The sequence below is a fragment of the Agrococcus jejuensis genome (assembly GCF_007679035.1).
Taxonomy (GTDB): domain Bacteria; phylum Actinomycetota; class Actinomycetes; order Actinomycetales; family Microbacteriaceae; genus Agrococcus; species Agrococcus jejuensis_A.
The window spans coordinates 50,980-75,258 of record NZ_VEFR01000005.1 but is presented as its reverse complement, the minus strand read 5'-3'; the positions used below and the strand labels follow the sequence as shown (position 1 = coordinate 75,258).

At 72.9% G+C, this 24,279-nt stretch carries 25 protein-coding genes and 2 tRNA genes; 13 read left to right on the top strand and 14 right to left on the bottom strand.

Annotated elements, in window-relative coordinates; all coding sequences use genetic code 11:
* The first annotated feature begins 168 nt into the window (after nt 1–168).
* From FS793_RS13950 to FS793_RS13935, 4 genes are all read left to right on the top strand, one after another.
* The gene (locus FS793_RS13950) at nt 169–960 is read left to right on the top strand and encodes a class I fructose-bisphosphate aldolase (protein WP_144721365.1); all 792 of its coding nucleotides are present in this window, start codon (nt 169–171) and stop codon (nt 958–960) included.
* Nucleotides 957–1,997: a zinc-dependent dehydrogenase gene (locus FS793_RS13945; RefSeq protein WP_144721363.1), complete on the top strand. Its 1,041-nt coding sequence runs from the start codon at nt 957–959 to the stop codon at nt 1,995–1,997. Before FS793_RS13950 ends, FS793_RS13945 begins: the two co-directional genes overlap by 4 nt.
* 65 nt (nt 1,998–2,062) lie before the next feature.
* Complete coding sequence (locus FS793_RS13940; RefSeq protein WP_144721361.1) at nt 2,063–3,628, top strand: FGGY-family carbohydrate kinase; 1,566 nt, start codon at nt 2,063–2,065, stop codon at nt 3,626–3,628.
* 23 nt (nt 3,629–3,651) lie between these two features.
* The gene (locus FS793_RS13935; RefSeq protein WP_144721359.1) at nt 3,652–5,010 is read left to right on the top strand and encodes a sn-glycerol-1-phosphate dehydrogenase; all 1,359 of its coding nucleotides are present in this window, start codon (nt 3,652–3,654) and stop codon (nt 5,008–5,010) included.
* Nucleotides 5,011–5,014: 4 nt separating this feature from the next.
* Here FS793_RS13935 and FS793_RS13930 read toward each other — a convergent pair whose 3' ends face one another.
* The 6 genes from FS793_RS13930 to FS793_RS13905 form a co-directional block, all read right to left on the bottom strand.
* On the bottom strand, nt 5,015–5,734 hold the full coding sequence (locus tag FS793_RS13930) for a hypothetical protein (protein WP_144721357.1): 720 nt from the start codon (nt 5,732–5,734) through the stop codon (nt 5,015–5,017).
* A gap of 84 nt (nt 5,735–5,818) precedes the next feature.
* On the bottom strand, nt 5,819–7,120 hold the full coding sequence (locus FS793_RS16655; RefSeq protein ID WP_260980175.1) for a helix-turn-helix transcriptional regulator: 1,302 nt from the start codon (nt 7,118–7,120) through the stop codon (nt 5,819–5,821).
* A 53-nt stretch (nt 7,121–7,173) separates the two neighbouring features.
* A tRNA-Arg gene (locus FS793_RS13920) sits at nt 7,174–7,245 on the bottom strand.
* A gap of 104 nt (nt 7,246–7,349) precedes the next feature.
* The gene (locus FS793_RS13915) at nt 7,350–8,120 is read right to left on the bottom strand and encodes an NlpC/P60 family protein (RefSeq protein ID WP_260980174.1); all 771 of its coding nucleotides are present in this window, start codon (nt 8,118–8,120) and stop codon (nt 7,350–7,352) included.
* A 117-nt stretch (nt 8,121–8,237) separates the two neighbouring features.
* Nucleotides 8,238–9,020: a C40 family peptidase gene (locus FS793_RS13910; RefSeq protein ID WP_144721355.1), complete on the bottom strand. Its 783-nt coding sequence runs from the start codon at nt 9,018–9,020 to the stop codon at nt 8,238–8,240.
* 163 nt (nt 9,021–9,183) lie between these two features.
* A complete protein-coding gene (locus tag FS793_RS13905) occupies nt 9,184–9,852 on the bottom strand; it encodes a metal-dependent transcriptional regulator (protein WP_144721353.1) in 669 nt (222 codons plus the stop codon).
* Nucleotides 9,853–9,942: 90 nt separating this feature from the next.
* Between FS793_RS13905 and serC the strand changes: the two genes are divergently transcribed.
* Nucleotides 9,943–11,040: a phosphoserine transaminase gene (gene serC / locus FS793_RS13900; RefSeq protein ID WP_144721352.1), complete on the top strand. Its 1,098-nt coding sequence runs from the start codon at nt 9,943–9,945 to the stop codon at nt 11,038–11,040.
* Between the two features lie 49 nt (nt 11,041–11,089).
* Here the strand turns inward: serC and FS793_RS13895 are convergent, their stop codons facing one another.
* Both FS793_RS13895 and FS793_RS13890 read right to left on the bottom strand, forming a co-directional pair.
* Nucleotides 11,090–11,590 (bottom strand): DUF3027 domain-containing protein, encoded by a 501-nt coding sequence (locus tag FS793_RS13895; RefSeq protein ID WP_144721350.1) that lies wholly within the window; start codon nt 11,588–11,590, stop codon nt 11,090–11,092.
* A complete protein-coding gene (locus FS793_RS13890) occupies nt 11,590–11,973 on the bottom strand; it encodes a cold-shock protein (protein ID WP_144721348.1) in 384 nt (127 codons plus the stop codon). The genes FS793_RS13895 and FS793_RS13890 overlap by 1 nt, the downstream gene beginning before the upstream one ends.
* 64 nt (nt 11,974–12,037) lie before the next feature.
* On the opposite strand from FS793_RS13890, the gene FS793_RS13885 reads away from it, so the two are divergent.
* From FS793_RS13885 to FS793_RS13860, 6 genes are all read left to right on the top strand, one after another.
* Complete coding sequence (locus tag FS793_RS13885) at nt 12,038–12,313, top strand: hypothetical protein (RefSeq protein WP_144721346.1); 276 nt, start codon at nt 12,038–12,040, stop codon at nt 12,311–12,313.
* Between the two features lies 1 nt (nt 12,314).
* Entirely contained in the window at nt 12,315–13,931 is a 1,617-nt protein-coding gene (locus FS793_RS13880; RefSeq protein WP_144721343.1) for a helicase-associated domain-containing protein, read from the top strand.
* 31 nt (nt 13,932–13,962) lie between these two features.
* Nucleotides 13,963–15,591: a DNA repair helicase XPB gene (locus FS793_RS13875; RefSeq protein ID WP_144721341.1), complete on the top strand. Its 1,629-nt coding sequence runs from the start codon at nt 13,963–13,965 to the stop codon at nt 15,589–15,591.
* A gap of 84 nt (nt 15,592–15,675) precedes the next feature.
* Nucleotides 15,676–16,374, top strand: coding sequence for a response regulator transcription factor (locus tag FS793_RS13870; RefSeq protein WP_144721339.1), 699 nt, complete (start codon nt 15,676–15,678; stop codon nt 16,372–16,374).
* Between the two features lie 76 nt (nt 16,375–16,450).
* Nucleotides 16,451–18,001, top strand: coding sequence for a sensor histidine kinase (locus FS793_RS13865; protein ID WP_144721336.1), 1,551 nt, complete (start codon nt 16,451–16,453; stop codon nt 17,999–18,001).
* Between the two features lie 42 nt (nt 18,002–18,043).
* The gene (locus FS793_RS13860) at nt 18,044–18,334 is read left to right on the top strand and encodes a WXG100 family type VII secretion target (RefSeq protein WP_144721334.1); all 291 of its coding nucleotides are present in this window, start codon (nt 18,044–18,046) and stop codon (nt 18,332–18,334) included.
* A gap of 419 nt (nt 18,335–18,753) precedes the next feature.
* Here FS793_RS13860 and groL read toward each other — a convergent pair whose 3' ends face one another.
* The 5 genes from groL to FS793_RS13835 form a co-directional block, all read right to left on the bottom strand.
* Nucleotides 18,754–20,373: a chaperonin GroEL gene (groL, locus tag FS793_RS13855; RefSeq protein ID WP_144721332.1), complete on the bottom strand. Its 1,620-nt coding sequence runs from the start codon at nt 20,371–20,373 to the stop codon at nt 18,754–18,756.
* A gap of 135 nt (nt 20,374–20,508) precedes the next feature.
* Nucleotides 20,509–21,546, bottom strand: coding sequence for a DUF3048 domain-containing protein (locus tag FS793_RS13850; RefSeq protein WP_144721330.1), 1,038 nt, complete (start codon nt 21,544–21,546; stop codon nt 20,509–20,511).
* A gap of 30 nt (nt 21,547–21,576) precedes the next feature.
* The gene (locus tag FS793_RS13845) at nt 21,577–21,789 is read right to left on the bottom strand and encodes a cold-shock protein (RefSeq protein ID WP_144721328.1); all 213 of its coding nucleotides are present in this window, start codon (nt 21,787–21,789) and stop codon (nt 21,577–21,579) included.
* A gap of 93 nt (nt 21,790–21,882) precedes the next feature.
* Nucleotides 21,883–22,398 (bottom strand): LytR C-terminal domain-containing protein, encoded by a 516-nt coding sequence (locus tag FS793_RS13840; protein WP_186329530.1) that lies wholly within the window; start codon nt 22,396–22,398, stop codon nt 21,883–21,885.
* Nucleotides 22,395–22,637: a DUF3263 domain-containing protein gene (locus FS793_RS13835; RefSeq protein ID WP_092502632.1), complete on the bottom strand. Its 243-nt coding sequence runs from the start codon at nt 22,635–22,637 to the stop codon at nt 22,395–22,397. Before FS793_RS13835 ends, FS793_RS13840 begins: the two co-directional genes overlap by 4 nt.
* Nucleotides 22,638–22,713: 76 nt before the next feature.
* On the opposite strand from FS793_RS13835, the gene msrB reads away from it, so the two are divergent.
* Nucleotides 22,714–23,112, top strand: coding sequence for a peptide-methionine (R)-S-oxide reductase MsrB (gene msrB / locus FS793_RS13830; RefSeq protein WP_144721324.1), 399 nt, complete (start codon nt 22,714–22,716; stop codon nt 23,110–23,112).
* 35 nt (nt 23,113–23,147) lie between these two features.
* Here the strand turns inward: msrB and FS793_RS13825 are convergent, their stop codons facing one another.
* The gene (locus tag FS793_RS13825; RefSeq protein WP_144721322.1) at nt 23,148–24,077 is read right to left on the bottom strand and encodes a DMT family transporter; all 930 of its coding nucleotides are present in this window, start codon (nt 24,075–24,077) and stop codon (nt 23,148–23,150) included.
* A 100-nt stretch (nt 24,078–24,177) separates the two neighbouring features.
* On the opposite strand from FS793_RS13825, the gene FS793_RS13820 reads away from it, so the two are divergent.
* Nucleotides 24,178–24,250, top strand: a tRNA-Thr gene (locus FS793_RS13820).
* The last annotated feature ends 29 nt before the right edge of the window (nt 24,251–24,279 follow it).

The following is a 24,279-nucleotide window of genomic DNA, read 5'->3' as shown; positions in this document are numbered from 1 at the left end:
CGACGGATCGGGCGACGACGTCGCCGCCCCGGTTGACATCGTGTGATCGGGATGGGGATGATTCACACCAAGAGTTGTTACCAGTAACCACTCCCTCATGGCTACGTCGACGTGCCGAACACGCCGACGCAGGGTCCGTGCGGAGTGGCCCGACCCGGGAGGACCGCCGTGCACGGCACCGACATCCGACTCGCCCGCCTGTTCGACGACGAGAGCGGCCGCTCGCTCATCACGGCGTACGACCACGGTCAGTCGTTCCCGCTCGGCGCACGCTCCGGCTCCCCCAGGCGCACGCTCGAGCAGATCGTCGCGGGCCGGCCCGAGGGCGTGCTGCTCACGCCGGGGATGCTCGCGCAGCACGCCGACCTCTTCGCACGCCGCGGCGCCCCGAGCGTCGTGCTGCGCGCCGACTGGACGCTGCTCGACGAGCCCGACAAGCACGAGCTCGGCGAGCGCTACCGCGTGCTCGTCGACCCCGCGGAGGCCGTCGCGCTCGGCGCCGACGCCATCGTCATGTACCTCATCGCCCGCCCCACCGACGGCGGCATGTTCGCCGACAACGTCGCCGCCGTCGCCACCGCGGCGCAGCAGGCGAGCCGCGCCGGCATCCCCCTCATCGTCGAGACGACGCTGTGGGGCCTGCGCAACGAGGACCGCAAGGATCCCGAGCGCCTCGCGACCGTGTCGCGCATCGCCGCCGAGATCGGCGCGCACGCCATCAAGACCGAGTACGTCGGCGACCCCGAGGTGCAGCGCGGCATCGTCGAGACCGTCGGCGACGTCCCCGTGCTCACGCTCGGCGGCGCGCGCGGCGACGACGACGCCGTGATCGCCGCGGCGCAGGGAGCGATCGACGGCGGCGCGAGCGGCCTCATCTTCGGCCGCAACATCTGGATGGCCGACGACGTCGTGGGCACCACGCGGCGGCTCTCCGACGTGACCCACGGACGCACGCGATGAGGGCGCTCGTCTTCGCCGGTCCCGGCGAGGTCCGCGTCGAGGAGGTGCCGACCCCGACGGCGGGGCACGGCGAGCTGCTGCTCGACGTCGGTGCGAACACCGTGTGCGGCACCGACGTGCGCATCATCCGCGGCGAGAAGACCGCAGGCATCGACCACGGCGTCGTGCTGGGGCACGAGGTCGCCGGGCGCGTCGCCGAGGTCGGCGAGGGCGTCGAGGGCTACGCGGTCGGCGACCTCGTGGGCCTCGCACCCGTCGTGACGTGCGGCACGTGCCACGCGTGCACGCGCGGCATGGAGCAGATCTGCCCGAACGCCTCCATCGTCGGCTACCGCATCGACGGCGGCCTCGCCGAGCGCATGGTCGTGCCCGCCCACGCCGTCGCGCGCGGCAACGTCGTGCGGGCGCCGAGGGAGGTGCCGGTCGAGCACCTCTCGCTCGCCGAGCCGCTGTCGTGCTGCCTCTCGGCGCACCGCACGTACCGCGTCGAGATGGGCGACACCGTCGTGATCCTCGGCGCCGGCCCCATCGGCCTCATCCACACGCAGCTCGCGCTGCGCGCAGGCGCACGTCGGGTGATCGTGTCCGACCCCTCCGCGCCGCGCCGCGCCGTCGCCGAGTCGTTCGGCGCCACGACCGTCGACCCGACGACGGTCGACCTCGGCGAGCACGTGCGGGATGCGACGCACGGCCTCGGCGCCGACGTCGCCGTCGTGTGCATCGGCATGCCGAGGCTCCTCGCCGACGCGCTCGGCATCGTGCGGCTCGGCGGCCGCGTCAACGCCTTCGCGGGCTTCCCGTCCGGCGCGATCGCCGAGATCGATCCGAACCTCATCCACTACCGCGAGCTCACCGTCACCGGTGCGGCGAACTCGCGCCGCAGCGACTACCGCGACGCCGTGCAGCTCATCGCCGACGGCGCCATCGACGTCGCGAGGCTCGTGACCCACCGATTCCCCCTCGACCAGGCCGTCGAGGCCATCGAGGCGTCCGCCTCGGGGGATGGCATCAAGGTCGCGGTCATGCCTACCCTCTGAACCACCCCTGGCCGGCGCAGCGGCCACCACGCAGGACTCGCAATTCGATGAAGAAGGAGCGACCAATGTCCGCAACCCGTCCACCGCAGGGGCCCTACGTCCTGGGCATCGACTTCGGCACCGAGAGCTGTCGCGTGTCGATCGTCGACGTCTCGGGCAGTCCCGTGACGTTCGCCGCCACCCCCTACTCGACGACGCATCCGAAGTCGGGATGGGCGGAGCAGAGCCCCGAGGACTGGTGGGACGCGCTCGAGGCGTCGACCGCGAAGGTGCTGCAGCAGTCGGGCATCCCGGCGCATGCGATCGAGGGCATCTCGTACGACGCGACGTCGATGACCGTCGTCGCGCTGCGCAAGGACGGCCGTCACCTCGCGCCGGCGATCATGTGGATGGACGTGCGCGCCGTCGAGCAGGCCAAGCGCGCCGAGGGCTCGTCGTCGGTCGCGCTGCGCTACAACGGCGACGGCGCGGCACCCGCGAGCCCCGAGTGGTTCCCGTTCAAGGCGGCGTGGCTCAAGGAGCACCAGCCCGACGTCTACCGCGACGCCGACTACCTCGTCGATGCGCCCGACTGGATCACGCACCGCCTGACGGGCGAGTGGACGCTCAACATCAACTCGGCCGCGCATCGCATGTACTTCAACCGCGACGAGGGCGGCTGGCCGACGGACTTCTACGAGGAGGTCGGCGCCGGCGACGTCTTCGAGAAGATCCCGACGAACGTCGTCGACCTCGGCGTGCCCGTCGGCGGGCTGTCGCAGAAGGCCGCACGCGCGCTGGGCCTCACGCCCGGCACGCCCGTGGCGCAGGGCTGCGTCGACGCGTGGGCGGGCCAGATCGGCCTCGGCGTCGTCGAGCCCGGCACGTTCGCGCTCATCACCGGCTCGAGCCACGTGCTCACGGGCCAGACCGCGAAGTCGGTGAGCGGCAAGGGCTTCTTCGGCGGCTACACCGACGGCGTCATCCCCGGCCAGTACACGGTCGAGGGCGGCCAGGTGTCGACGGGGTCGGTGCTGAAGTGGTTCAAGGACAACTTCGCCCGCGACGTCGTCGCCGCCGCCGAGCGCACGGGTCTCAACGCCTACGACGTGCTCAACCAGCAGTCGCGGCACCTGCCGCCCGGCTCCGAGGGGCTCATCGTCAACGAGTACTTCCAGGGCAACCGCACGCCCTACACCGACGGCCAGGCGCGCGGCATCCTGTGGGGCCTCAGCCTGCGCCACGGACCCGAGCACATCTACCACGCCATCCAGGAGTCGGTCTGCTACGGCACCGAGCACAACCTGCGGGCGATGCGCGAGGCGGGCATCGACGTGCAGAAGATCGTCGCGTGCGGTGGCGCGACGAACAGCCCCGAGTGGATGCAGATGCACGCCGACGTCACGGGCGTGCCGATCACGCTCACCGAGGTGGGCGACGCGGTCGTGCTGGGCTCGGCGATCCTCGCCGCCACCGGCGCAGGCCTGTTCGACTCGGTGCCAGATGCTGCCCGTGCCATGGTGACGGAGACCGAGACGATCGAGCCCGACGCCGAGCGGCACGAGGAGTACCGCTACTTCGTCGACGCCTACATCGACACGTACCCGCGGCTGCGCGAGCGCATCCACGACATGCAGGACCACATCGCCTGACAGGGCGGATGGAGGAGAGCGCCATGACCACCCTCATCGAGCGTGCCGTGGAGCGCGCCTCCGACACTCGGGCGATCGTCGTCGGGGTCGACGTGCTGGCGCGCGTCGGCCCCCTCGTCGCCGAGCTGCTGCCGGGCCGAACCGCGATCGTCGTCGCCGACGAGACGACGTGGGCCGTCGCCGGCGAGGCGACGACGACGTCGCTGCAGGCGGCGGGCGTGCCGCTCGTCGACCCGTTCGTCTTCGACGGCACGCCGCCGCCGTACGCGGGCTACGAGAACGTCGAGCGGCTCCGCGACCATCTCGCGCCGCTCGACGCGATCGTGGTCGTCGTGGGCTCCGGCACGCTGGGCGACATCGCGAAGCGCGCCTCGAGCGAGCTCGACCGGCCGTACGTGTGCGTCGCCACGGCGCCGTCGATGGACGGGTACGCCGCGTTCGGCGCGTCGATCGCGAAGGACGGCTACAAGCAGACGCTCTCGTGCCCCGCACCCATCGCGGTCGTCGCCGACCACCGCATCCTCGCGGCCGCTCCTGGCCGCATGATCGCGTCGGGCGTGGGCGACCTCGTCGAGAAGCTGCCGGGCGGCGCCGACTGGATCCTCGCCGACGCGCTCGGCGTCGAGCCGCTCGACGCCGACGTGTGGGCGCTCGTGCAGGAGCCGCTGCGCGACGCGCTCGCCGACCCCGAGGGCCTGCGCGACGGCGTCGTCGAGGCGACCGTCGGGCTCGCCGACGGCCTCGTGCTCTCGGGCCTCGCGATGCAGGCGCACGCGTCGTCGCGTCCCGCGTCGGGCGCCGGCCACCAGTGCTCGCACCTGTGGGAGATGGAGGGCCTCGGCGTGCACGACGACCCGCCGCTCAGCCACGGGCTCAAGGTCGGCCTCGGCACGATCATGCTCACGGCCCTGTACGAGGAGGCGTTGCGGCACGACCTCGGCGCGCTCGACGTCGACGCCGCCGTCGCCGCCTTCCCCGAGTGGCCCGAGCTCGAGCCCCGCATCCGCGCCGAGGGCTTCTCCCCCGAGCTGCTCGCGGCGGCGCTCGCGCAGTCGCACGCGAAGCATCCGACGCCCGGCGACCTGCGCCGCCGGCTCGAGACGCTGCGCGACGGCTGGCCGGCGATCGCCGAGCGCCTGCGCGCGCAGCTGCTGCCCGCCGTCGAGGTCGAGCGCATCCTCGCCACGGTCGGCGCCGTGACGCATCCGTCGCAGATCGGGCTCACGCCCGAGCGCTTCCGCGCCACCTACACGCGCGCCATGCGCATCCGCAGCCGCTACACGCTGCTCGACGTGCTGCACGAGGCGGGGCTGCTCGACGCCTGCATCGACCGGGTCTTCGCGCCGGGCGGCTTCTGGGCCGAGCGCCCCTTCCCCGCCTGATCGCTCAGCGGCGCGGCGCGGGCTGCGCGGGAGCGCGCAGCCCGCACCATCCGATGCCCGCCACGAGCAGCGTCTGCACGAGATCGCTCGCGATCGTCGCAGCACGCGGCAGCAGCTCGAACGGCACGGCCGCGAACACCGCGAGGGAGGCGAGCCCCGCGATCGCGAGCCAGCGCGGCAGCGCGCGGGTCACGAGGCTCGTGACGAGCAGCACGAGCATGCCGAGCGCCACGGCCGCCTGCGAGCCGACGATGCCGGGCGCGACGACGTCGAGATGCGCGTTCAGCAGGTCGAAGGCGGCGCGCCCGTCGGCCTCCGAGAGCACGGCCGGATCCGCGGCGAGCGCGAACGGCAGCGCCTCGGCGGTCACGACGAGCGCGAACAGGATGCCGCCGACCGCGATGACCACCGACGCCGCGATCGTCACGATGGCGCTGCGGCCGCGCGCGAGTCGCGCGGCGAGGATCGCGACGGCGACCCACGTGATCGCGAACGACGGCCCGCCCACGAGCAGGTGCATGCCCCAGTACGTGCCGCGGAGCGGCGCCACGGCGTCGTAGTGCATCGAGCCGTCGAACGGCGGCTCCCAGAGCAGGAAGGCCGTGCGTGCGACGAGCGCGACGGCCAGGAGGCCGAGCACGACGGCTGCCGCGAGGGCGTGCGGATGCGGCGATGTCGAGCGTCGCGCTGCGACGTCGACGACGGGCGAGGTGGATGCGGTCACGAGTGCCTCCGTGGGTCGGGGACGTCGAGCGACGTCGACGCCACGATCGCCCCGACGCCCCGCATCGGGCATCGGTGCTGGCACCTATTCCGGGATCCGATGGCCGTCGAGCCACCTCCTGGCCGCCTGCACGCGCCGATTGACGCCCGCGTCGACCTCGAGGCCGAGCTTCGTGAAGATGGCGCGCATGTGCGCATCGACGGTCCGCTCGCTCACGACGAGCTGCGCCGCGATGCCCGCGTTGCTCGCGCCGTCGGCGAGCAGCGCGAGCACGTCGCGCTCGCGCGGCGTGAGCTCGGGCATCCTCGGGTCCGCGTCGACCGTCGCGGGCTCGACGGCGATCGGAGCCTCGCCGCTCGCATCGGCGAGCAGCGCTGCCGCGGCCCGTCCCGCACCGGTCCAGGCGACGAGCGTGACGCCGAGCGCGAGCGCGGCGGTCACGAGCGCCGCGACGGTCGGCGGCCAGGTGGCCGCGACGGCGATCGTGCCGACCGCCGCCACGACGAGGACGGCGACCGCGAGGGCCACGGCGCGCAGGAGCGGCAGCACCATGCGCCGCTCGGCGTCGCGTGCGAGCACGCCGGCGCACGCCGCCGGCAGCGCCGCGGAGGCGGCCACCGCGACCTCGAAGGCGACGGAGCCGGCCGTCGGGTCGACCTCCCCCGGGTCGCGGGCGACGGCGAGCAGGAGGCAGAAGGCGACGACGATGGGTGCGGCGCTCGCGCCCGCGGCGGCGATGCCGAGTCGCACGCGCGCGCGGGACCGCGAGCGAGCGGCGGCACGCGCGAGGACGGTCGGCAGCACGAGCAGCGCGAGCGTCGCAGCCGAGGCCACGACGTCCCCGACCACCGCCCAGCGCTCCGGCCAGGCCTCCGGGGCGATGGGCGCGACGCCCGCGAACGGATCGCTCGGCATCCACAGCACGACGCCGGCGAGCATCGCCGCTCCGCTCGTCACCACGACGAGCACGTGGGCGCGCGCCACCGACGTGCCTCGACGGATCGCCGACGATGCGAGCAGCTGCCCGAGGGCGAGGGGCGCGATCCACGTCACGCTCCAGGCCGAGACCGCCAGCGACGCCAGCGGGTGGTCGATGCCGACGAGCCCGACGGCGAGCGATGCGGCGCCGAGCGTCGCCAGGAGCGCGACGCTCAGCGCACCCGCGACGACTGCCGAGCGTCGGTCGCCGATCGCGACGAGCGCCCGCCGCGCGGCGTCCACCACGATGGCGGCCGTGGCGATCGCCACCGTGGCGACCGGATGCGTGGGGAAGCCGTCCGCCCCGCCGGCGCGGGCGACGAGCAGCACCGCGACGCCCACGGCGCCCACCACGGCGACCAGGACGGTCGAGACGGGCAGGCGGTGCGGCACCGCGAAGGTCGACACGGCGCCACCGTAGCCCTCGTGCGGCTGCAGCCACCAGGGCCGAACGCCACCGGTGCCCCTGGAGGGACTCGAACCCCCAACCCTCTCCTTAGGACGGAGCTGCTCTTCCATTGAGCTACAGAGGCCGGGCCGCGCGCTGCGCGGCGACCCCCTCAGCCTAGCGAAGGGGCGCGGACGCGACGACGCCCGCGACCGAGTCGGTCGCGGGCGTCGTCGAGACGGATGGGCGTCAGCCCACGTCGATGAACACGGGAGCCGAGGCGCCCGGGATCGTGGCGCCGGCGACGACCGTCTGGTTGCCGTTCCAGCCACCGTGCACGGCCTGGCCGTTGCCGATGTACACGGCGACGTGAGCGGAGCCGAAGCCGCCGTTCGAGTAGTAGATGATGTCGCCGGGCGTCGCCTGCGAGGCAGGGATCGTCGGGCCGAGGTTGAACAGGTTGCCCATGCCCGTGTACGCGATGCCGACCGCGGCCAGCGAGTCCGCGACGAGCTTCGTGCAGTCCTGGATCTCGCCGATCTGCGCGAGCGCGGCGCTGGCGATGGTGCTGCCGCCCGCACCGACCGAGACGGCCGTGCTGGTGGCTGCCGACGAGCCGGTGCCCGCGTTCGCGGCGGCCTCCTGCTGTGCGGCAGCCTCGTCGGCGGCGGCCTGCTCGGCTGCTGCCGCGTCGGCCTGCGCCTGCAGCTCCGCCTGCAGCGAGGCGAGCTCGGCGGGCGTCGTGGCGTAGAGCTCCTGGCGCTCGGCCTCCTGCTCGGGCGAGCCGGCCGTGGAGGTCGCGGTCACCGACTGCGAGTCGGCGGCCTGCGCTGCGAAGCCCGGCTCCTGCGTCTCACCCTGGGTGCTCGCGAAGGCGGGCAGTGCCAGGGGCATCACGAGGGCGACGGCGACGCCGGCGACGCCGATGCGACGGAGGTGGGTGGCGCGAGAGGTCCTGCTCGCCTTGGGGGTCTCGTCGGTCGTGCCGACGGTCTCGGCGATCTCAGTGCTTCGAGTCACGAATTCAATCTCCTGAAGTCCTACGGCATGCGTCCGACGGACAGCATGCCGCGTCGACGTTACCAAAACGTTACGAGAATGGCCAGCCACGGGACACGATCCGTCCCCGTCGACCGTCTAGAAGCGGCGCACCTGCGGCGTGCCCATCGCGGCGACCATGCCCGAGAAGCTCGAGTACTTCACCGGCTTGCCGGCGGTCGCGGCGTGGATGATCGAGTCGCCACCGACGTAGATCGCCGTGTGACCGTTCCAGATCACGAGGTCGCCGGGCTGGATGTCCGAGACGGCGACGGGCGTGCCGTAGCCGAGCTGGCCGCGGTCGGAGTGCGGCAGGTACACGCCCACCTGGCCGTACACCCACTGGGTGAAGCCGGAGCAGTCGAAGCCGGTCGAGGGGCTCGCGCCGCCCCACACGTAGGGGACGCCGAGCTGCGACTGGGCGATGCCCACGATCGAGCCCGACGACGCGGACGCGACGGACGAGCTGGCTGCCGCGGGCGTCGCGGCCGCCGCGACGGGGGCCGCGCTGGCCGCCTCGACGGCGGCCGCCTCGGCCTCCTGGCGAGCGGCCTCGGCGGCTGCTGCCTCGGCCTGCGCCTGCGCGAGCTGCTCGGGGGTCGTGGCGGCGAGGCCGTTCTCGGCGATGGACTCGACCAGCGGCGACTGCTGCACCTCGACCTGCTGCTGCGTCTGCGCGAGCAGCTCGGCGATCGAGCCGTCGAGCACGGCGGGCTGCGCCTGCGCGCTCTGCAGCGCGGCTGCGGGCAGCGCGACGGTGCCGAAGAGGGCGATCGCGACGGCTGCCACCCCGACCCGCTTGGCCATCGAACGACGGGCCCCGGTCGTGGTGCGCGGCGTCGGCTGCGCGACGATCTCGGTGCTGGTCGTGGACTGCTGCATGCGGTGAGGATTCCTGCTCGTTGGGCGCTGAAGGGCGCTTCGTGCTCGTGCGAGCGTACGACACCGTTGCACGATTGTCACCTTCTCCACGCCGCACCCTCAGGAAGGACACGAACCCTGGACGTCCCCCGGACGCGACCTGACCGCGTGGGGATGGGACGGGTCACGCGACGTAGACGTGCTGCGCGAGCTCGACCGGCAGCACGACCTCGGTGCCGCCGTCGACCGCGAGCGAGCGACCGCGGCCCGCGGCTGCGATGGCGACGGTCGCGCCGGGCACGAGCCCCGCATCCCGCAGCTGCTCGAGCGTGGCCACCTCGAACTGGATGGGCTCGCCGAGGCGGCGCACCACGAACGTGCCCTCGACCTCCGTCGCACGGCGCACGCCGTCGAGGAAGCCGTCCGCGCGCGCGAGGCCCAGCTCCTCGAGGCCGGGGATCGGGGTGCCGTACGGCGACTCCGTCGGGCGGTCGAGGATGTCGAGGAGCCTGCGCTCGACCTGCTCGCTCATGACGTGCTCCCAGCGGCAGGCCTCGTCGTGCGCGAGCGTCCAGTCGAGGCCGATGACGTCGGTGAGCAGGCGCTCGGCGAGGCGGTGCTTGCGCAGCACGCGCGTCGCGAGCGCACGACCCTCGTCGGTGAGCTGCAGGTGGCGGTCCTCCGCGACGACGACGAGGCCGTCGCGCTCCATGCGCGCGACGGTCTGCGACACCGTGGGACCCGAGTGGCCGATGCGCTCGGAGATCCGAGCGCGCATGGGCACGAAGCCCTCCTCCTCGAGGTCGAGGATCGTACGCAGGTACATCTCCGTCGTGTCGACGAGATCGGTCATGCGCACCCCTCCTCTCCCATGCGGATGGACACAACCCTAGTGAGCGAAGGTGGACGCGAGCGACGCGACAGGCGCTCGTAGACTGACGCGGTGAGCGACCTCGTCATCCCCGCCTCCCTCCTGCCCGCAGACGGCCGCTTCGGCTGCGGCCCCGCCAAGGTGCGCCCCGCTCAGGTGGAGGCGCTCGCCGCCTCGCGCCTGCTGGGCACGAGCCACCGCCAGGCACCCGTGCGCGGCCTCGTCGGCTCGGTGCGTTCGCGCCTGGCCGACCTCCTCTCGGCACCCGACGGCTACGAGGTCATCCTCGGCAACGGCGGCTCGACGACCTTCTGGGACGCGGCGGCCTTCGGCCTCGTCGAGCGTCGTGCCCACCACCTGGCGTTCGGCGAGTTCGGCGCCAAGTTCTCGAAGGCGACCGCCGCGCCGTGGCTCGAGGCGCCGAGCGTCGCGAGCGCGCCCGCGGGGTCGCGCCCGGTGCTCGAGCCCGTCGACGGCGTCGACGTGGTGGCCTACCCGCACAACGAGACGTCGACGGGCGTCATGCATCCGGTCGTGCGCGCCGCGCACGGCCTCACGGTCGTCGACGCGACGAGCGCGGCGGGCGGCATCGACTTCGACGCGAGCGCCGCCGACGTCTACTACTTCGCGCCGCAGAAGAACCTCGGCTCCGACGGCGGCCTGTGGCTCGCGCTCGTGTCGCCCGCGGCGATCGAGCGCATCGAGGCGATCGCGGCCTCCGACCGCTACGTGCCCGAGTCGCTGAGCCTCAAGCAGGCCCTCGACAACTCGCGCCTCCAGCAGACGCTCAACACCCCCGCGATCGCGACCCTCGTGCTGCTCGACGAGCAGCTCGGATGGATGCTCGAGCAGGGCGGGCTCCCCGCGATGGCCGCGCGCACGCGCACGTCGTCGGACACGCTCTACGCGTGGGCCGAGGCGCGCACGGACGCCCAGCCGTTCGTGGCCGACCCCGAGCACCGCTCGCAGGTCGTCGTCACGATCGACTTCGACGACGCGGTCGATGCGACGGCCATCACGAAGGCGCTGCGGGCCAACGGCATCGTCGACACCGAGCCGTACCGCAAGCTCGGGCGCAACCAGATCCGCGTCGCGACGTTCGCGGGCATCGAGCCCAGCGACGTCGAGGCGCTCGTCGCGAGCCTCGACTACGTGCTCGAGCGCATCTAGCGCTGCGGCGACGGGCGCGAGCCCGACTCGACCGAGACGGTCGGATGCGTCAGCGTCCGGCCGTCTCGCCGTCTGCGTCGTCGGGCGCCGCGTCGTCGACCTCGAGGCCGTCGTCGGCGTCGTCGTCGCTCGCGAGGTCGGACTCGTCGAAGTCGTCGAAGCCGTGATCGTCGTCCGACTCGTCGTCCTCGTCGGAGTCGTCGTCGTCCGACTCGTCGTCGGCGTCCTCGTCGTCTGCGGCCGCCGACTCCTTGGCAGCGAGGTAGTCCGCGAGGCGATCGGCCCACGGCACCCACTCGGGCGCGATGAGCGAGCCCTCGCCGGGCAGCAGCGCGACCTCGAGCACGGTCTGCACGCCCTCGTCGTCGGTCGCGAGCGTCACGGTCCACAGCCAGTCGGGGTAGCCGCCCAGCTGCGAGCGGTAGCGCAGCGCGAGCACGCCCTGCTCGTCGACCGCGTCGACGACCTCGCCGACCCCGCCGGCGGGCGCGATCTCGTCGAGGGCCGACTCGGCCAGTCGCAGCGCCTCGGCGCTCGGCACGGTCGTCATCACGCCTCCAGGTCGTCGGCGACGCGACGCAGCACCGTGGCCACCTTGCGGGCCTGGTCGGGGCTCGGCTGGCGCCCATGGCGCAGCGCCTCTCCCACGCCGTCGAGCAGCTTCACGAGGTCCTCGACGATCACCGCCATGTCCTCGCTCGAGCGTCGCGCCTGGCGCACGGCCGAGACGCGCGGCGCCTCGAGCACGCGCAGCGACAGCGCCTGCGCGCCGCGCTGACCCTCGGCGACGCCGTACTCGACGCGCGTGCCGCCCTTGAGCGTCGCGCCGTCGGGCACGGCGGATGCGTGCACGAAGACCTCGACGCCGTCGTCTCCGGCGATGAAGCCGAAGCCCTTGTCCTCGTCGAAGAACTTGACCTTGCCAGTGGGCACGATGCTCCTTGGGGTGCGCGGGTGGTGCAGCCTCCAGGCTATCGCCCGCTGGTAGTCTCGTCGGATGCCCACCACGCGTGCAGGCGAGCGCCACGCCGATCCCATCGGCGTGATCGAGCGCATCCTGGCCACCGCCGCCGCCGTGCTCGTGGGTCTCGCGCTGCTCGGCTTCGTGGTGACGCTCGTGCAGATCGCGCTGCAGGATGCGTGGCCGTGGCTCGCCGAGGGCCCCTGGCCGTACGCCTTCCTCGTGCCGACGTTCGCGCTGCCCGCCGGCCTCCTGTGCGTCATCGCGCTGCTCGTGCTCTCCGCGGTGCGCAAGGGACGCGGACGGGCCTGACGTGCCGACCACGGTCGAGCTCGCGGGCGCGCTGCAGGCGCTGACCGACGACGCCCTCGATCGCCTCGTGCGCGCGCGGCACGTGCCGCAGCACGCTGCGACGTACTTCGACGTCGCCGAGCAGCTGCTCCGCGACGAGTCGATCGCCGTGGCGCTCGAGACGGTCGACGCGGATGCGCTCGCCCTGCTCGCGACGGGCGCGACGACCCCGACGCTCGACGCCATCGGGCTCGGCGTCGCGGGCGTCGCGTTCGACGGCGTGCGCAGGCACGCCGCGACGGCTCCTCGTCGCGACCCGATCGCGCCGCCCGTCGCCGACGACGCCCGCGCGGCCGAGCGCGCGTTCGCGACGACCCTGCTCGTCGGCGAGGTCGTGCGCGGCGCGGCGGCGCAGCCCGTGCAGGTGCTCGCGCGCGGTGCAGTGGCGATGTCGGATGCGCGTAGGATCGCCGAGGCGCTCGGCGCGCCGCTCGAGGCCGTGCTCGACGCGATCGCGATCGCGCGAGGCGCACGCCTGCTCGCGGCGCGCGACGCGACGCTCGTGGCGGCGACGGGCGCCTCGACGTGGCTGGAGGAGCCCCTGCCGCAGCGATGGGCGACCGTGCGCGACACGTGGCTCGCGTCCCTCGACGACGCCGAGCGCTCGATCGCGACCGATGCTGGCGACGCCGCGGCCCGCTTCCCGCTCGCGGGGGCCGCGACCCTCGAGCGCCTCGCGATCGCCGAGCGCCGCGCGACGCAGCTCGGCCTCGTCGACGGAGCCACGACGTCGCTCGCGGGCGCCGACGGCGCCACGCGGCTCGCGGCACTCGTGCCCGGCGAGGTCGACAAGGCCTACGTCCAGCCCGACCTCTCGATCGTCGTGCCCGGCCCGCTCGTGCCCGCGCTCGAGTCGCGCCTGCGGCTCGTGGCCGACCTCGAGCAGCGCGGCACGGCATCGACGTACCGCATGTCGCTCGCATCGCTCTCGCGCGGCCTCGCCGCGGGCGAGGACGAGTCCGGCATCCTCGAGCTGCTCGGCGCCCTGTCGCTCACCGGCGTGCCGCAGCCCGTCGCCTACCTCGTCCGCGACGCCGCCGCCCGCTTCGGCTCCGTGCGGGTGCTCGCGCTCGTCGACGGACCCGACCGAACGGCGGTGCGCGGCGAGCCCGGCGTCGTCGCCGAGCTCGCCGTCGACCACGGCCTCGCGCCGCTGCGCATGCGCGAGGAGTCGGCGCGCAGGCTCGTGACGCGCGCCGAGCCGTCGACGGTGCTCGGGGCGCTCCGCGCCCGTCGCTACCCGGCCGCGATGGAGGACGCCGACGGCGCGCTGCTCGCGCCCGTGCGCCACGAGGCCGACGTGCTGGCGCCGCCGCCCACGCCGCTCGTGCAGCGACTGCGCGGCTCGGGCTTCGACGTCGGCGGCGAGGAGCGCGCCTGGCTCGAGCGGCGCCTGCAGGTCGCGGCACGCGACCGCGTGAGCGTGCAGGTGCGCATCGAGGTCGGCGGCGAGGAGCGGGAGCTGTCGCTGCTGCCGCTCGGCGTCGCGAACGGTCGGCTGCGCGCCCGCGACCTCGGCAGCGACGTCGAGCGCACGCTGCCCGTCACCGCCATCACGCATCTGGCGGGCGTGCCGTGACGCACAGCCGGCGGGGCTAGGCTCGAACGTCGTGAACGACGGCCCGCTGATCGTCCAGAGCGATCGAACCGTGCTGCTCGAGGTCGCGCATCCCGCTGCTGCGGATGCCCGCCACGAGCTCGCGGTCTTCGCGGAGCTCGAGCGCGCGCCCGAGCACATCCACACGTACCGGATCACGCAGCTCGGCCTGTGGAACGCCCGCGCCGCCGGTCACACGGCCGACGAGATGATCGGCACGCTCGAGCGCCACGCGCGCTTCCCCGTGCCGTCGGCGGTCGCGCTCGACGTGCGCGAGACCGTGGGCCGCTACGGCAGGCTCACGATCGACCGCGACGACGAGGGGCTGCGCCTGCGCAGCGAGGACCGACCCGTGCTCATGGAGGTGCGGCGCTCGAAGCGCATCGCTCCCCTGCTCGCCGAGGACGTCGAGGGGGGCATCCGCGTCGTCGACTGGGCGCGCGGGCAGCTGAAGCAGGAGCTCGTGAAGATCGGCTGGCCGGCCGAGGACCTCGCGGGCTTCACGCCCGGCACCCCGTTCGACATCGACCTCGTCGAGGACGGCTGGGAGCTGCGGCCCTACCAGCAGGACGCCGTGCGGCACTTCGCCGACGCGGGCTCGGGCGTCGTCGTGCTGCCCTGCGGCGCCGGCAAGACGCTCGTCGGCGCCGCGGCCATGGCCGCGACCGACACGACGACGCTCATCCTCGTGACGAACACGGTCTCGGCGAGGCAGTGGCGCTCCGAGCTGCTCGCTCGCACGACCCTCACCGAGGACGACATCGGCGAGTACTCGGGGCAGTCGAAGGAGATCAGGCCCGTCACGATCGCGACGTACCAGATCCTCACGGCGAAGCGCAGCGGCGAGCTCGCGCACCTTCGGGTGCTCGACGCGCTCGACTGGGGCCTCGTCGTGTACGACGAGGTGCATCTGCTGCCGGCCCCCGTCTTCAAGCTCACGGCCGACCTGCAGGCCAGGCGTCGACTGGGCCTCACGGCGACGCTCGTGCGCGAGGACGGCCGCGAGTCCGACGTCTTCAGCCTCATCGGCCCCAAGCGCTTCGACGCGCCGTGGAAGGAGATCGAGGCCCAGGGCTTCATCTCCCCCGCCGAGTGCTTCGAGGTGCGCATCGACCTCACGGAGGGCGAGCGGCTCGAGTACGCCGCGAGCGCCGATCGCGAGCGGTACCGCATCGCGGCGTCGAGCCCGGCGAAGGTGACGGTCGCGAAGCGCATCCTGCGGCGGCACGAGGGCGAGCAGACGCTCGTGATTGGGCAGTACCTCGACCAGCTCGACGTGCTCGCCGACGCGCTCGACGCTCCGCTCATCACGGGCCAGACCCCGGTCGACGAGCGCGAGACGCTCTTCCAGTCGTTCCGCGAGGGCACGATCGGCACGCTCGTCGTGTCGAAGGTCGCGAACTTCTCGGTCGACCTGCCGGATGCGTCGGTCGCCATCCAGGTGTCCGGCTCGTTCGGATCGCGGCAGGAGGAGGCGCAGCGCCTCGGGCGTCTGCTGCGACCGAAGTCCGGCGGCCGCAGCGCGTCGTTCTACACGCTCGTGGCCCGCGACACGATCGACCAGGACTTCGCCCTCGGTCGGCAGCGGTTCCTCGCCGAGCAGGGCTACTCGTACGAGATCCTCGACGCCGCCAACCTGTAGGGCGTCGAGGCGTCCTCAGGCGCACCTGTACCCCGATCGCCTGGCGTCCAGGATTCGATCAGGCTACGGTCAGAGAATATGGCCATGAGCGACCAGTCCCCCAAGATCCTCGTCGTCGACGATGAGCCCCACATCCGCGATCTGCTCACCACGAGCCTGCGCTTCAGCGGGTTCGACGTGCGCTCCGTCGGCGCCGGTGCCGCAGCCATCTCCGCGGTGCTGGAGGACGAGCCCGACCTCATCCTGCTCGACGTCATGCTGCCCGACATCAACGGGTTCGGCGTCACGAAGCGCCTGCGCGCCTCGGGCTTCACGTCGCCCATCCTCTTCCTCACGGCGAAGGACGACACCGACGACAAGGTCACGGGCCTCACGGTCGGCGGCGACGACTACGTCACGAAGCCCTTCTCGCTCGACGAGATCATCGCCCGCATCAAGGCCATCCTGCGCCGCACGCGCGCCGAGGACGACGACGCGACCCTGCGCATCGGCGAGGTCGTCATGAACCAGGACACGCACGAGGTCACGGTCGGCGACGAGGAGATCGAGCTCTCCCCCACCGAGTTCAAGCTGCTGCGCTACCTCATGCTCAACCCGAACCGCGTGCTGTCGAAGACCCAGATCCTCGACCACGTCTGGGAGTACGACTTCAACGGCGACGTGGGCATCGTCGAGTCGTACATCTCGTACCTGCGACGCAAGGTCGACGGGCACACGAGCGAGCCGATGATCATCACGAAGCGCGGCTTCGGGTACATGCTCAAGGCTCCGAAGACCGCGTAGTCGCGTGCGGTCGCTGCGCACGCGGCTCGGCAGCGTCTCGCTGGCAGCCAGGATCACCGTCCTGATCGTCGTCGTCATGACGATCGGGCTGCTCATCGCCGGCGTCGGCACCATGACCGTCGTGCGCCAATCCCTGCTCGACGGCACCGACCGCGACCTGCAGTACGCCCTGGCGACGTACGACGACCTCGAGGTCGGCGGGCTCGACCTCGACTCGGGCGAGTGCCAGCTCGACGGCATCCCCGCGACGTACTACCTCGCGGTGCTCGACGCCGATGGCGGGGTGCTGTGCCGCAACAGCCCGGGCGGCGAGCGCGCGCCCGGCCTGCCCGAGCTCGACGGCGTCACGCTCGCCTACGTCGCGAGCACGACCGAGCCGTTCACCGCGCCGTCGCACAACGGCGAGAGCAGCTGGCGGGTCGACGTGCTGCCGATGCTCGTCGACGACGAGGGCGAGCTCGCGACGCTCGTCGTCGCCGTCGGCCTCGACCGGGTCGAGAACACCTGGCGCAGCTTCGTCATCGTCTACGCGGGCTTCGCGCTGCTCGCCGTGCTGCTCGGCGCGGCCTTCACACGCGTGCTCGTCGACACGGCCCTGCGCCAGCTGCGCACGGTCGCCCAGGTCGCCGAGCGCTTCGCCGACGGCGACTACGAGACGCGCCTCGACGCCGGCGACCCCCGCACGGAGGTCGGCAGCCTCCGACAGTCGCTCAACGGCATGCTCTCGCGGGTCGAGACGGCGCTCGAGGAGCGCGACGAGTCCGTCACGCAGATGCGCCAGTTCGTCGGCGACGCGAGCCACGAGCTGCGCACGCCGCTCGTCTCGGTGCGCGGCTACGCCGAGCTGTACCGCATGGGCGCCATCCAGCGGCCGGAGGACGTCGCGAGCGCCATGGATCGCATCGAGCGCGAGGCGAAGCGCATGGGCTCGCTCGTCGAGGACCTCCTGACGCTCGCGCGCCTCGACGAGCGCCGACCGCTGCAGCTGCAGCCCCTCGACCTCGTGCCGCTCGTCAACGACGCCGTGAACGACGCGCGCGTCTCGGCGCAGGATCGCTCGTTCCAGACGCTCGCGATCGATCCCGACGCGCAGACCGCCGTCGACCCCTCCGCGGCGCCGGCCGAGCTGTTCGCGCCGCCGCCCGTCGCCCCGCCCGCCGTCGTGCTCGCCGACGAGAACTCGATGCGCCAGGTCATCGCCAACATCGTCGGCAACGCGCTGCGGTACACCGACGAGGGGTCGCCCATCGAGCTCGGCGTCGGCGTCTCGTGGCGTCGCCGCGAGGCGATCGTGCACGTCATCGACCACGGCGAGGGCGTGCCGCCGTCGCTGCGACGCAAGATCTTCCAGCGCTTCTACCGCGCCGACAAGTCGCGGGCGCGCGACACGGGCGGCTCGGGCCTCGGCCTCGCCATCGTGCAGGGCATCGTCGCGGCGCACGGCGGCCGCATCGACGTCATCGAGACCCCCGGCGGCGGCGCGACGTTCCGCATCGCCATTCCGCTCGCCGACGACCATGCCCTCCTGGAGCTGACGGAGCGCATCCGTCCCGACCAGCCCGTGTCGACCACGACTCCTCCACAGCGGCAGCGCCGCGACCGCGAGGCGACCACGCCCGACGCCTAGCCTCGCCACACCCCGGCTCGACCGGGACAGCGAGGAGGACCGATGAGCAGGTACGTCGTCGACAGCGACGCCATCGACAGCGCACGGGCGGCGGCGCACGCGACCGTCGGCCGCATCCAGACCGACGTGGCCGCCCTGCTGGGGCAGCTGCAGGCGCTGGAGGGGTCGTGGACGGGCGGCGCGTCCGTCGCGTTCCAGGGCGTCGTCGCGACCTGGCGCGGCACGCAGGCGAACGTCGAGGAGTCGCTGCGCCAGATCACGATCGCGCTGCAGCAGGCCGGCCAGCAGTACGCCGACGTCGAGTCGGCGAACACGAGGCTGTTCGCCGCGTGAGACCTCCGGCGCGGGCGGCGCGCACAGGAGGGAGCGGCCGCCGCAGCCGGACATGCGGGAAGGGCCCCGAGCGGATGCTCGGGGCCCTTCCTCGCGCTCGCCGGGCGGTCGAGGAGCGCGAGCCCTCCCCGCGCGAGGCGCCGCCCCACCTGCTGGTCGAGGAACGCGCGCGCTCCCCACGCGAAGGCGCCGTCCCACCAGCTGGTCGAGGAGCGCGCGAGCCCGAAGGGCGAGCACGCGTCACGAGACCCGCCATCCCTGCAGGGCGACGGGCTCGGAGACGCGGGAAGGCCCCGAGCGTGTGCTCGGGGCCTTCCTTGCTGGACAGCTGGGTCTCGTGACGCGAGCGACTTCGTCGCGCGCTCCTCGACCCTGAGTCCTCCGCGCTGCAATCGCTGCGCGATCGGAGCGCTCCGAACTCAGAAGTCCATGCCACCCGTGGGGTCGCCAGCGGGCATGGCGTTCTTCTCGGGCTTGTCCGCCACGACCACCTCGGTCGTGAGGAACAGACCAGCGATCGACGAGGCGTTCTGCAGCGCCGAGCGCGTGACCTTCACGGGGTCGGCGATGCCGGCCGCGAGCATGTCGACGTACTCGCCGGTCGCGGCGTTGAGGCCCCAGCCGGGCTCGAGCGAGCGCACCTTCTCGGCCACGACGCCCGGCTCGAGGCCGGCGTTGAGGGCGATCTGCTTCAGCGGCGCGTCGATCGCGACGCGCACGATGTTCGCACCCGTCGCCTCGTCGCCGACGAGCTCGAGCGTCTCGAACGCGACCTTGCCGGCCTGGATGAGCGCGACGCCACCACCGGCGACGATGCCCTCCTCGACGGCTGCCTTCGCGTTGCGCACGGCGTCCTCGATGCGGTGCTTGCGCTCCTTGAGCTCGACCTCGGTCGCGGCACCGGCCTTGATGACGGCCACGCCACCGGCGAGCTTCGCCAGGCGCTCCTGCAGCTTCTCGCGGTCGTAGTCCGAGTCGGTCGCGTCGATCTCCGAGCGGATCTGGCGCACGCGGCCGGCGATGGCCTCGGCGTCGCCGGCACCCTCGACGATCGTGGTCTCGTCCTTCGTGATGACGACCTTGCGAGCGCGGCCGAGCTGCGAGAGCTGCACGCCCTCGAGCTTGAGGCCGAGCTCCTCGGAGATGACCTCGCCGCCCGTGAGGATGGCGATGTCGGCCAGCTGGGCCTTGCGGCGGTCGCCGAAGCCGGGAGCCTTGACGGCGACCGACTTGAAGATGCCGCGGATCTTGTTCACGACGAGCGTCGCGAGCGCCTCGCCGTCGACGTCCTCGGCGATGATGACGAGCTGCTTGCCCGCCTGGATCACCTGGTCGACGATCGGGAGGAGGTCCTTGATCGCCGAGATCTTCTGGTTGGCGATGAGGACGTAGGCGTCCTCGAACACCGTCTCCTGGCGGTCGGGGTCCGTGACGAAGTACTGCGACAGGAAGCCCTTGTCGAAGCGCATGCCCTCGGTGAGCTCGAGCTCGGTGCCGTAGGTGTTCGACTCCTCGACGGTGACGACGCCCTCCTTGCCGACCTTGTCGATCGCCTCGGCGATCAGACGGCCGATCTCGGGGTCGGCGGCCGAGATGGACGCGGTGGCCGCGATCTCGTCCGTCGTCTCGATCTCCTTGGCGTGGGCCACGAGCTGCTCGGAGACCGCTGCGGTCGCCTTCTCGATGCCGCGCTTGAGGCTGATGGGGTCGGCGCCCGCTGCCACGTTGCGCAGACCCTCGCGCACCAGCGCCTGGGCGAGCACCGTCGCGGTCGTCGTGCCGTCGCCGGCGACGTCGTCGGTCTTCTTCGCGACCTCCTTGACGAGCTCCGCGCCGATCTTCTCGAACGGGTCGTCGAGCTCGATCTCCTTCGCGATCGACACACCGTCGTTCGTGATGGTGGGGGCGCCCCACTTCTTCTCGAGCACGACGTTGCGGCCACGGGGACCGAGGGTGACGCGCACGGCGTCGGCGAGCGTGTTGAGACCACGCTCGAGGCCGCGTCGGGCCTCCTCGTCGAATGCGATCATCTTTGCCATTGCTGTCTCGTCCCTCCTGGACACGTCGACACGTCTGCTGGCACTCGGCGGTCCTGAGTGCCAGGGACGAGTCTGGCACTCAGGCCACGCGAGTGCAAGCGAGCGCGACGCGCGGCGCCGACGTTCGCCGAGGGCCTACGAGACGGTCGCGGAGCCCTCGTTCGGCACGAGCTCGACCCAGGTGTTGCCGGGCGTCAGCACGACCGGCTGCCCCGAGGCGTCGAGGATCTGGATGGGCGTCGCGATGTCGGGCTTCGACCAGGTGACGGGCACCCACGAGCAGCCGCTCGCGACGAAGCCGTCGCCGTAGTAGCCCTCGAGCATCGTCTGCGGGATGTCGCCGTTCGGGATGACCTGCACGCGCAGGACGACGACGTTCGCGGCGCTCAGCTGGTTGCCGCTCGCGTCGAGGTCGGCGACGCCCTGCTGGCCGCGCGCCCAGCGCCCGCTGCTCGCGTCGCATCCCCACTGACGCGACTGCGACTGCGAGAACGCGAGCGACAGCTGCGATGCGGGGCCGCCCGCGGCCTGCGACGTCGGCGAGGCCTCGTCGTCGGCGTACGCGAACTGCGGCTGCGGCGGCGCGATCTGGGCGTTGTCCGCCTGCAGCTGCGCCGCCTGCAGGATCACGTTGTGCGGTGCGGCGTGGGGGCCGCCGCGCGAGTAGTACGCGTCGTAGGTGCCGCCGCCGTGGATGACGCTCGTCGACGTGCTCACCGCCTGCATCGCGGCGACGAAGTGCGGCTGGCCGCCCGAGAACGCCATCATGCCGCCGAAGGGGCCCGCGATGCCCGGATCCATCGGACGGATCGAGCGCACGGGGCCGATCTGCTGCGGCACGTTCGAGTGCCAGACGGCGACGTAGCGCGTGAGGCCGCCCTCGACGAGCTCCTCGTACACGATGTCGGTGGTCTCGAGCCCGAACTGCGGACGGGCGTCGGGGTGGTCGTCGATCTTCGCGAGGATCGCAGGCAGCTGGATCTCGGCGTCGACCTCGATGCCGGTGAGCGGTGCCGTGATCGGCTCGGGCTCCGGCGACGGCGTGGGCGTCGGCGTCTCGCTGGTGCTCGGGCTCGGCGACGCCGACGGCTCCGGGTCGCCGCCGCAGGCCGTCAGGAGGCCGCCGGCGACCATGAGGATCGCGACGGTGCGGATTGCTCGAGATGCTCGCATGCGCGACAGACTAGATGCCCCCGCAGGCGGTCAGCGGCGTGGCTCGCCGGGCACGACCGCACGTGCCTGGGGTCGCTCGCCCACGTCGAGGTCGAAGTCCACGCGCTGCCCCTCGGCGAGCACGCGGAAGCCGTCCATCTCGATGTCGCGGTAGTGCACGAAGACCTCGGCGGCGGACTCGTCGACGACGATGAAGCCGAAGCCCTTCTCGCGATCGAACCACTTCACCGTGCCGCTGGGCATGCGCCGTCTCCTCCACCTCGCCGAGTCGTGCGGGGGAGGCTACAGGGCCGCCCTGGGGGACGGGTGGGCGTGGCCGAGCGCCGCTCAGCGGCCCTAGGGCGTCGAGGACGGCTCGGGTGCGGCGCCCGACCCGACGATGACCGTGATCGTGGAGCCCGAGAGCGCCTGGTCGGTCGCCTCGGTCGCATCCACGCCGATCGCCTGCGCGACGCCGAGCGCCGCGGCCTCGAGGTCGGCGCCCTGGTAGTAGACGGTGGTCGTCGCGCGCTGCTCGCTCGCGTCGGCGACGGCCGCGACGGGCCAGCCTCCCGACTGCAACGTGGCGGCCACCGCGTCGGCGGCGCCGGTGCCGGAGGCGTCGAGCAGCGTGATGGAGGTGCCCTCCGGCAGCGCCGACGGATCGGTGATCGCCTCCGGGCCGGTCGGCAGGCTCGTGTCGACGCTGCCGACCTGCAGCAGCTGCAGGGCGCCGAGGCCCCCGACCACGAGCACGACGCATGCGGCGGCGGCGACGATCGCCGTCATCCACCACCGCCACCAGGTGCGCTCGGTCGATCGGTGCACGCCCACGCGCCCCATGCGCGGCGCGTCGTCGAAGCGGTCGGTCACGATGCCTCCCCGCGATCGCGGATGCGCTGGAGCCTGCGCACGAGCATGGCGTCGTATCGCAGGGCGGCCTCCGTGTCGATGAGCGCGTTGAGCAGCTGGTAGTAGCGGGTCGTGGACCATCCGAACCGTGCGCGGATCGCGCTCGCCTTGGCTCCCGCGTGCGTGCGCGCCGACCCCTCGAAGTCGAGGATCGACCGTTGCAGCGCCGTGAGATCGTCGGCGTCCTCCGGCTCGGACATGAGCACCGATCATACCTTCGCCGACGGCGTAGCCCGCGCTGCGGCGCCGAGCCGACCCGGCGCGTAGCATCGAGGCATGAGCGACTTCCAGGCCCCCTCCGACGACCAGTGGCGCGAGCGCCTGTCGCCCGAGGCGTACCAGGTGCTGCGCGAGGCGGGCACCGAGCGCCCGTGGACGGGCGCGCTGCTCGACGAGAACCGCCACGGCGTGTACTCGTGCGGCGCGTGCGGCCAGGAGCTCTTCAGCGACGAGGTGAAGTTCGACTCCGGCTGCGGCTGGCCGAGCTTCTACCAGGCGGACCCGGGTGCGGTGACGCTGATCGAGGACCGCTCGCTGGGCATGCTGCGCACCGAGGTGCGGTGCTCGCGCTGCGGCAGCCACCTCGGCCACGTCTTCGACGACGCGCCGCAGACGCCCACGGGCGACCGCTTCTGCATGAACTCGGTGGCCCTCGACTTCACGCCGAAGTCCTGACCGACCCGCGCAGCTGACGCGGCGACGCTGCGGCGTCAGGCCGCGGCGGGCGGCCGACGGCGGAGCGTCGACACGGCGACGCCGGCGATCGCGAGGCCGGCGCCGACGTACGACAGCACCGACACGGGATGCCCCGACGTCGGAGCCACGAGGTCGAGCACCAGGGCCATGACGACCTGGCCTGCGATCGAGGCGAGCCCGAGCGCGAGCACGCCGATGCGGTGCACCGCGACGGCCGCGATCGCGATGAAGGCGCAGCCGAGCGGGCCGCCGAGGTAGAGCCACCACTCCCCCGGCAGCGCCTGGAGCTCGACGCCGGACGCGAGGCGCACGGCGACGACGACCGCGAGCGCGAGCGTGCCGACGAGGAAGTTCGACGTCGTCTGCGTCAGCGCCGACTGCGTGTGGTGGTGCACCTGGCCCGCGAACGCCTGCTGCAGGGCGATGAGCATGCCCGCGACGAGCGGCAGCAGCACGAGCAGCATCGACGACGCCTGGAAGCCGCCCGCGGCGGCACCCACGCCGACGGCCGCGATCGTCACCAGCGCGCCGAGCACCCGCTGCGGCGTGATGCGCTTCGCCGCGAGCACGCCGATGCCCATGCGGTCGACTGCGAGGCCCGAGAGCGTCTGGCCGGCGACGATGCCGACCGTGAAGAGTGCGACGCCGAGCGTCGGCACCGCGAGTCCCTGCGACGCGACGACGACGGCGCCGAAGAGGCCCGTGAGCGCGTACCACCAGCGCAGGCGGCCCTCGCGGAGCGCGACGACCATGCGTCGCGCCCCGGCACGACCCGCGGGGAGCAGGATCGAGAGCAGGCCGACGAGCGCGAGGCCGATGCCGAACGAGATGAGCGCCGCGGTCGTGCCGTCGCCGATCCGCACGGCGAGCTCGCCGTTGACGCGGCTCTGCGCGGCCATGGCGAGGCCGCCCACGAAGGCGGCGAGGATCCACACGAGGCGCACCGAGCCAGCCTACGCGCGGCACGTGCCGCCGCCGGCACCTCCCGCATCCGTGCGGCGGGCGCGCCGCGGGGTGCCGAAGCCGTGCGAGGATGCTGCGAGCGCCTCCTTAGCTCATCAGGTAGAGCACCGCACTTGTAATGCGAAGGTGGCCGGTTCGAGTCCGGCAGGAGGCTCGACGGCGCCGCTCGCTCGAGCGCCGCCT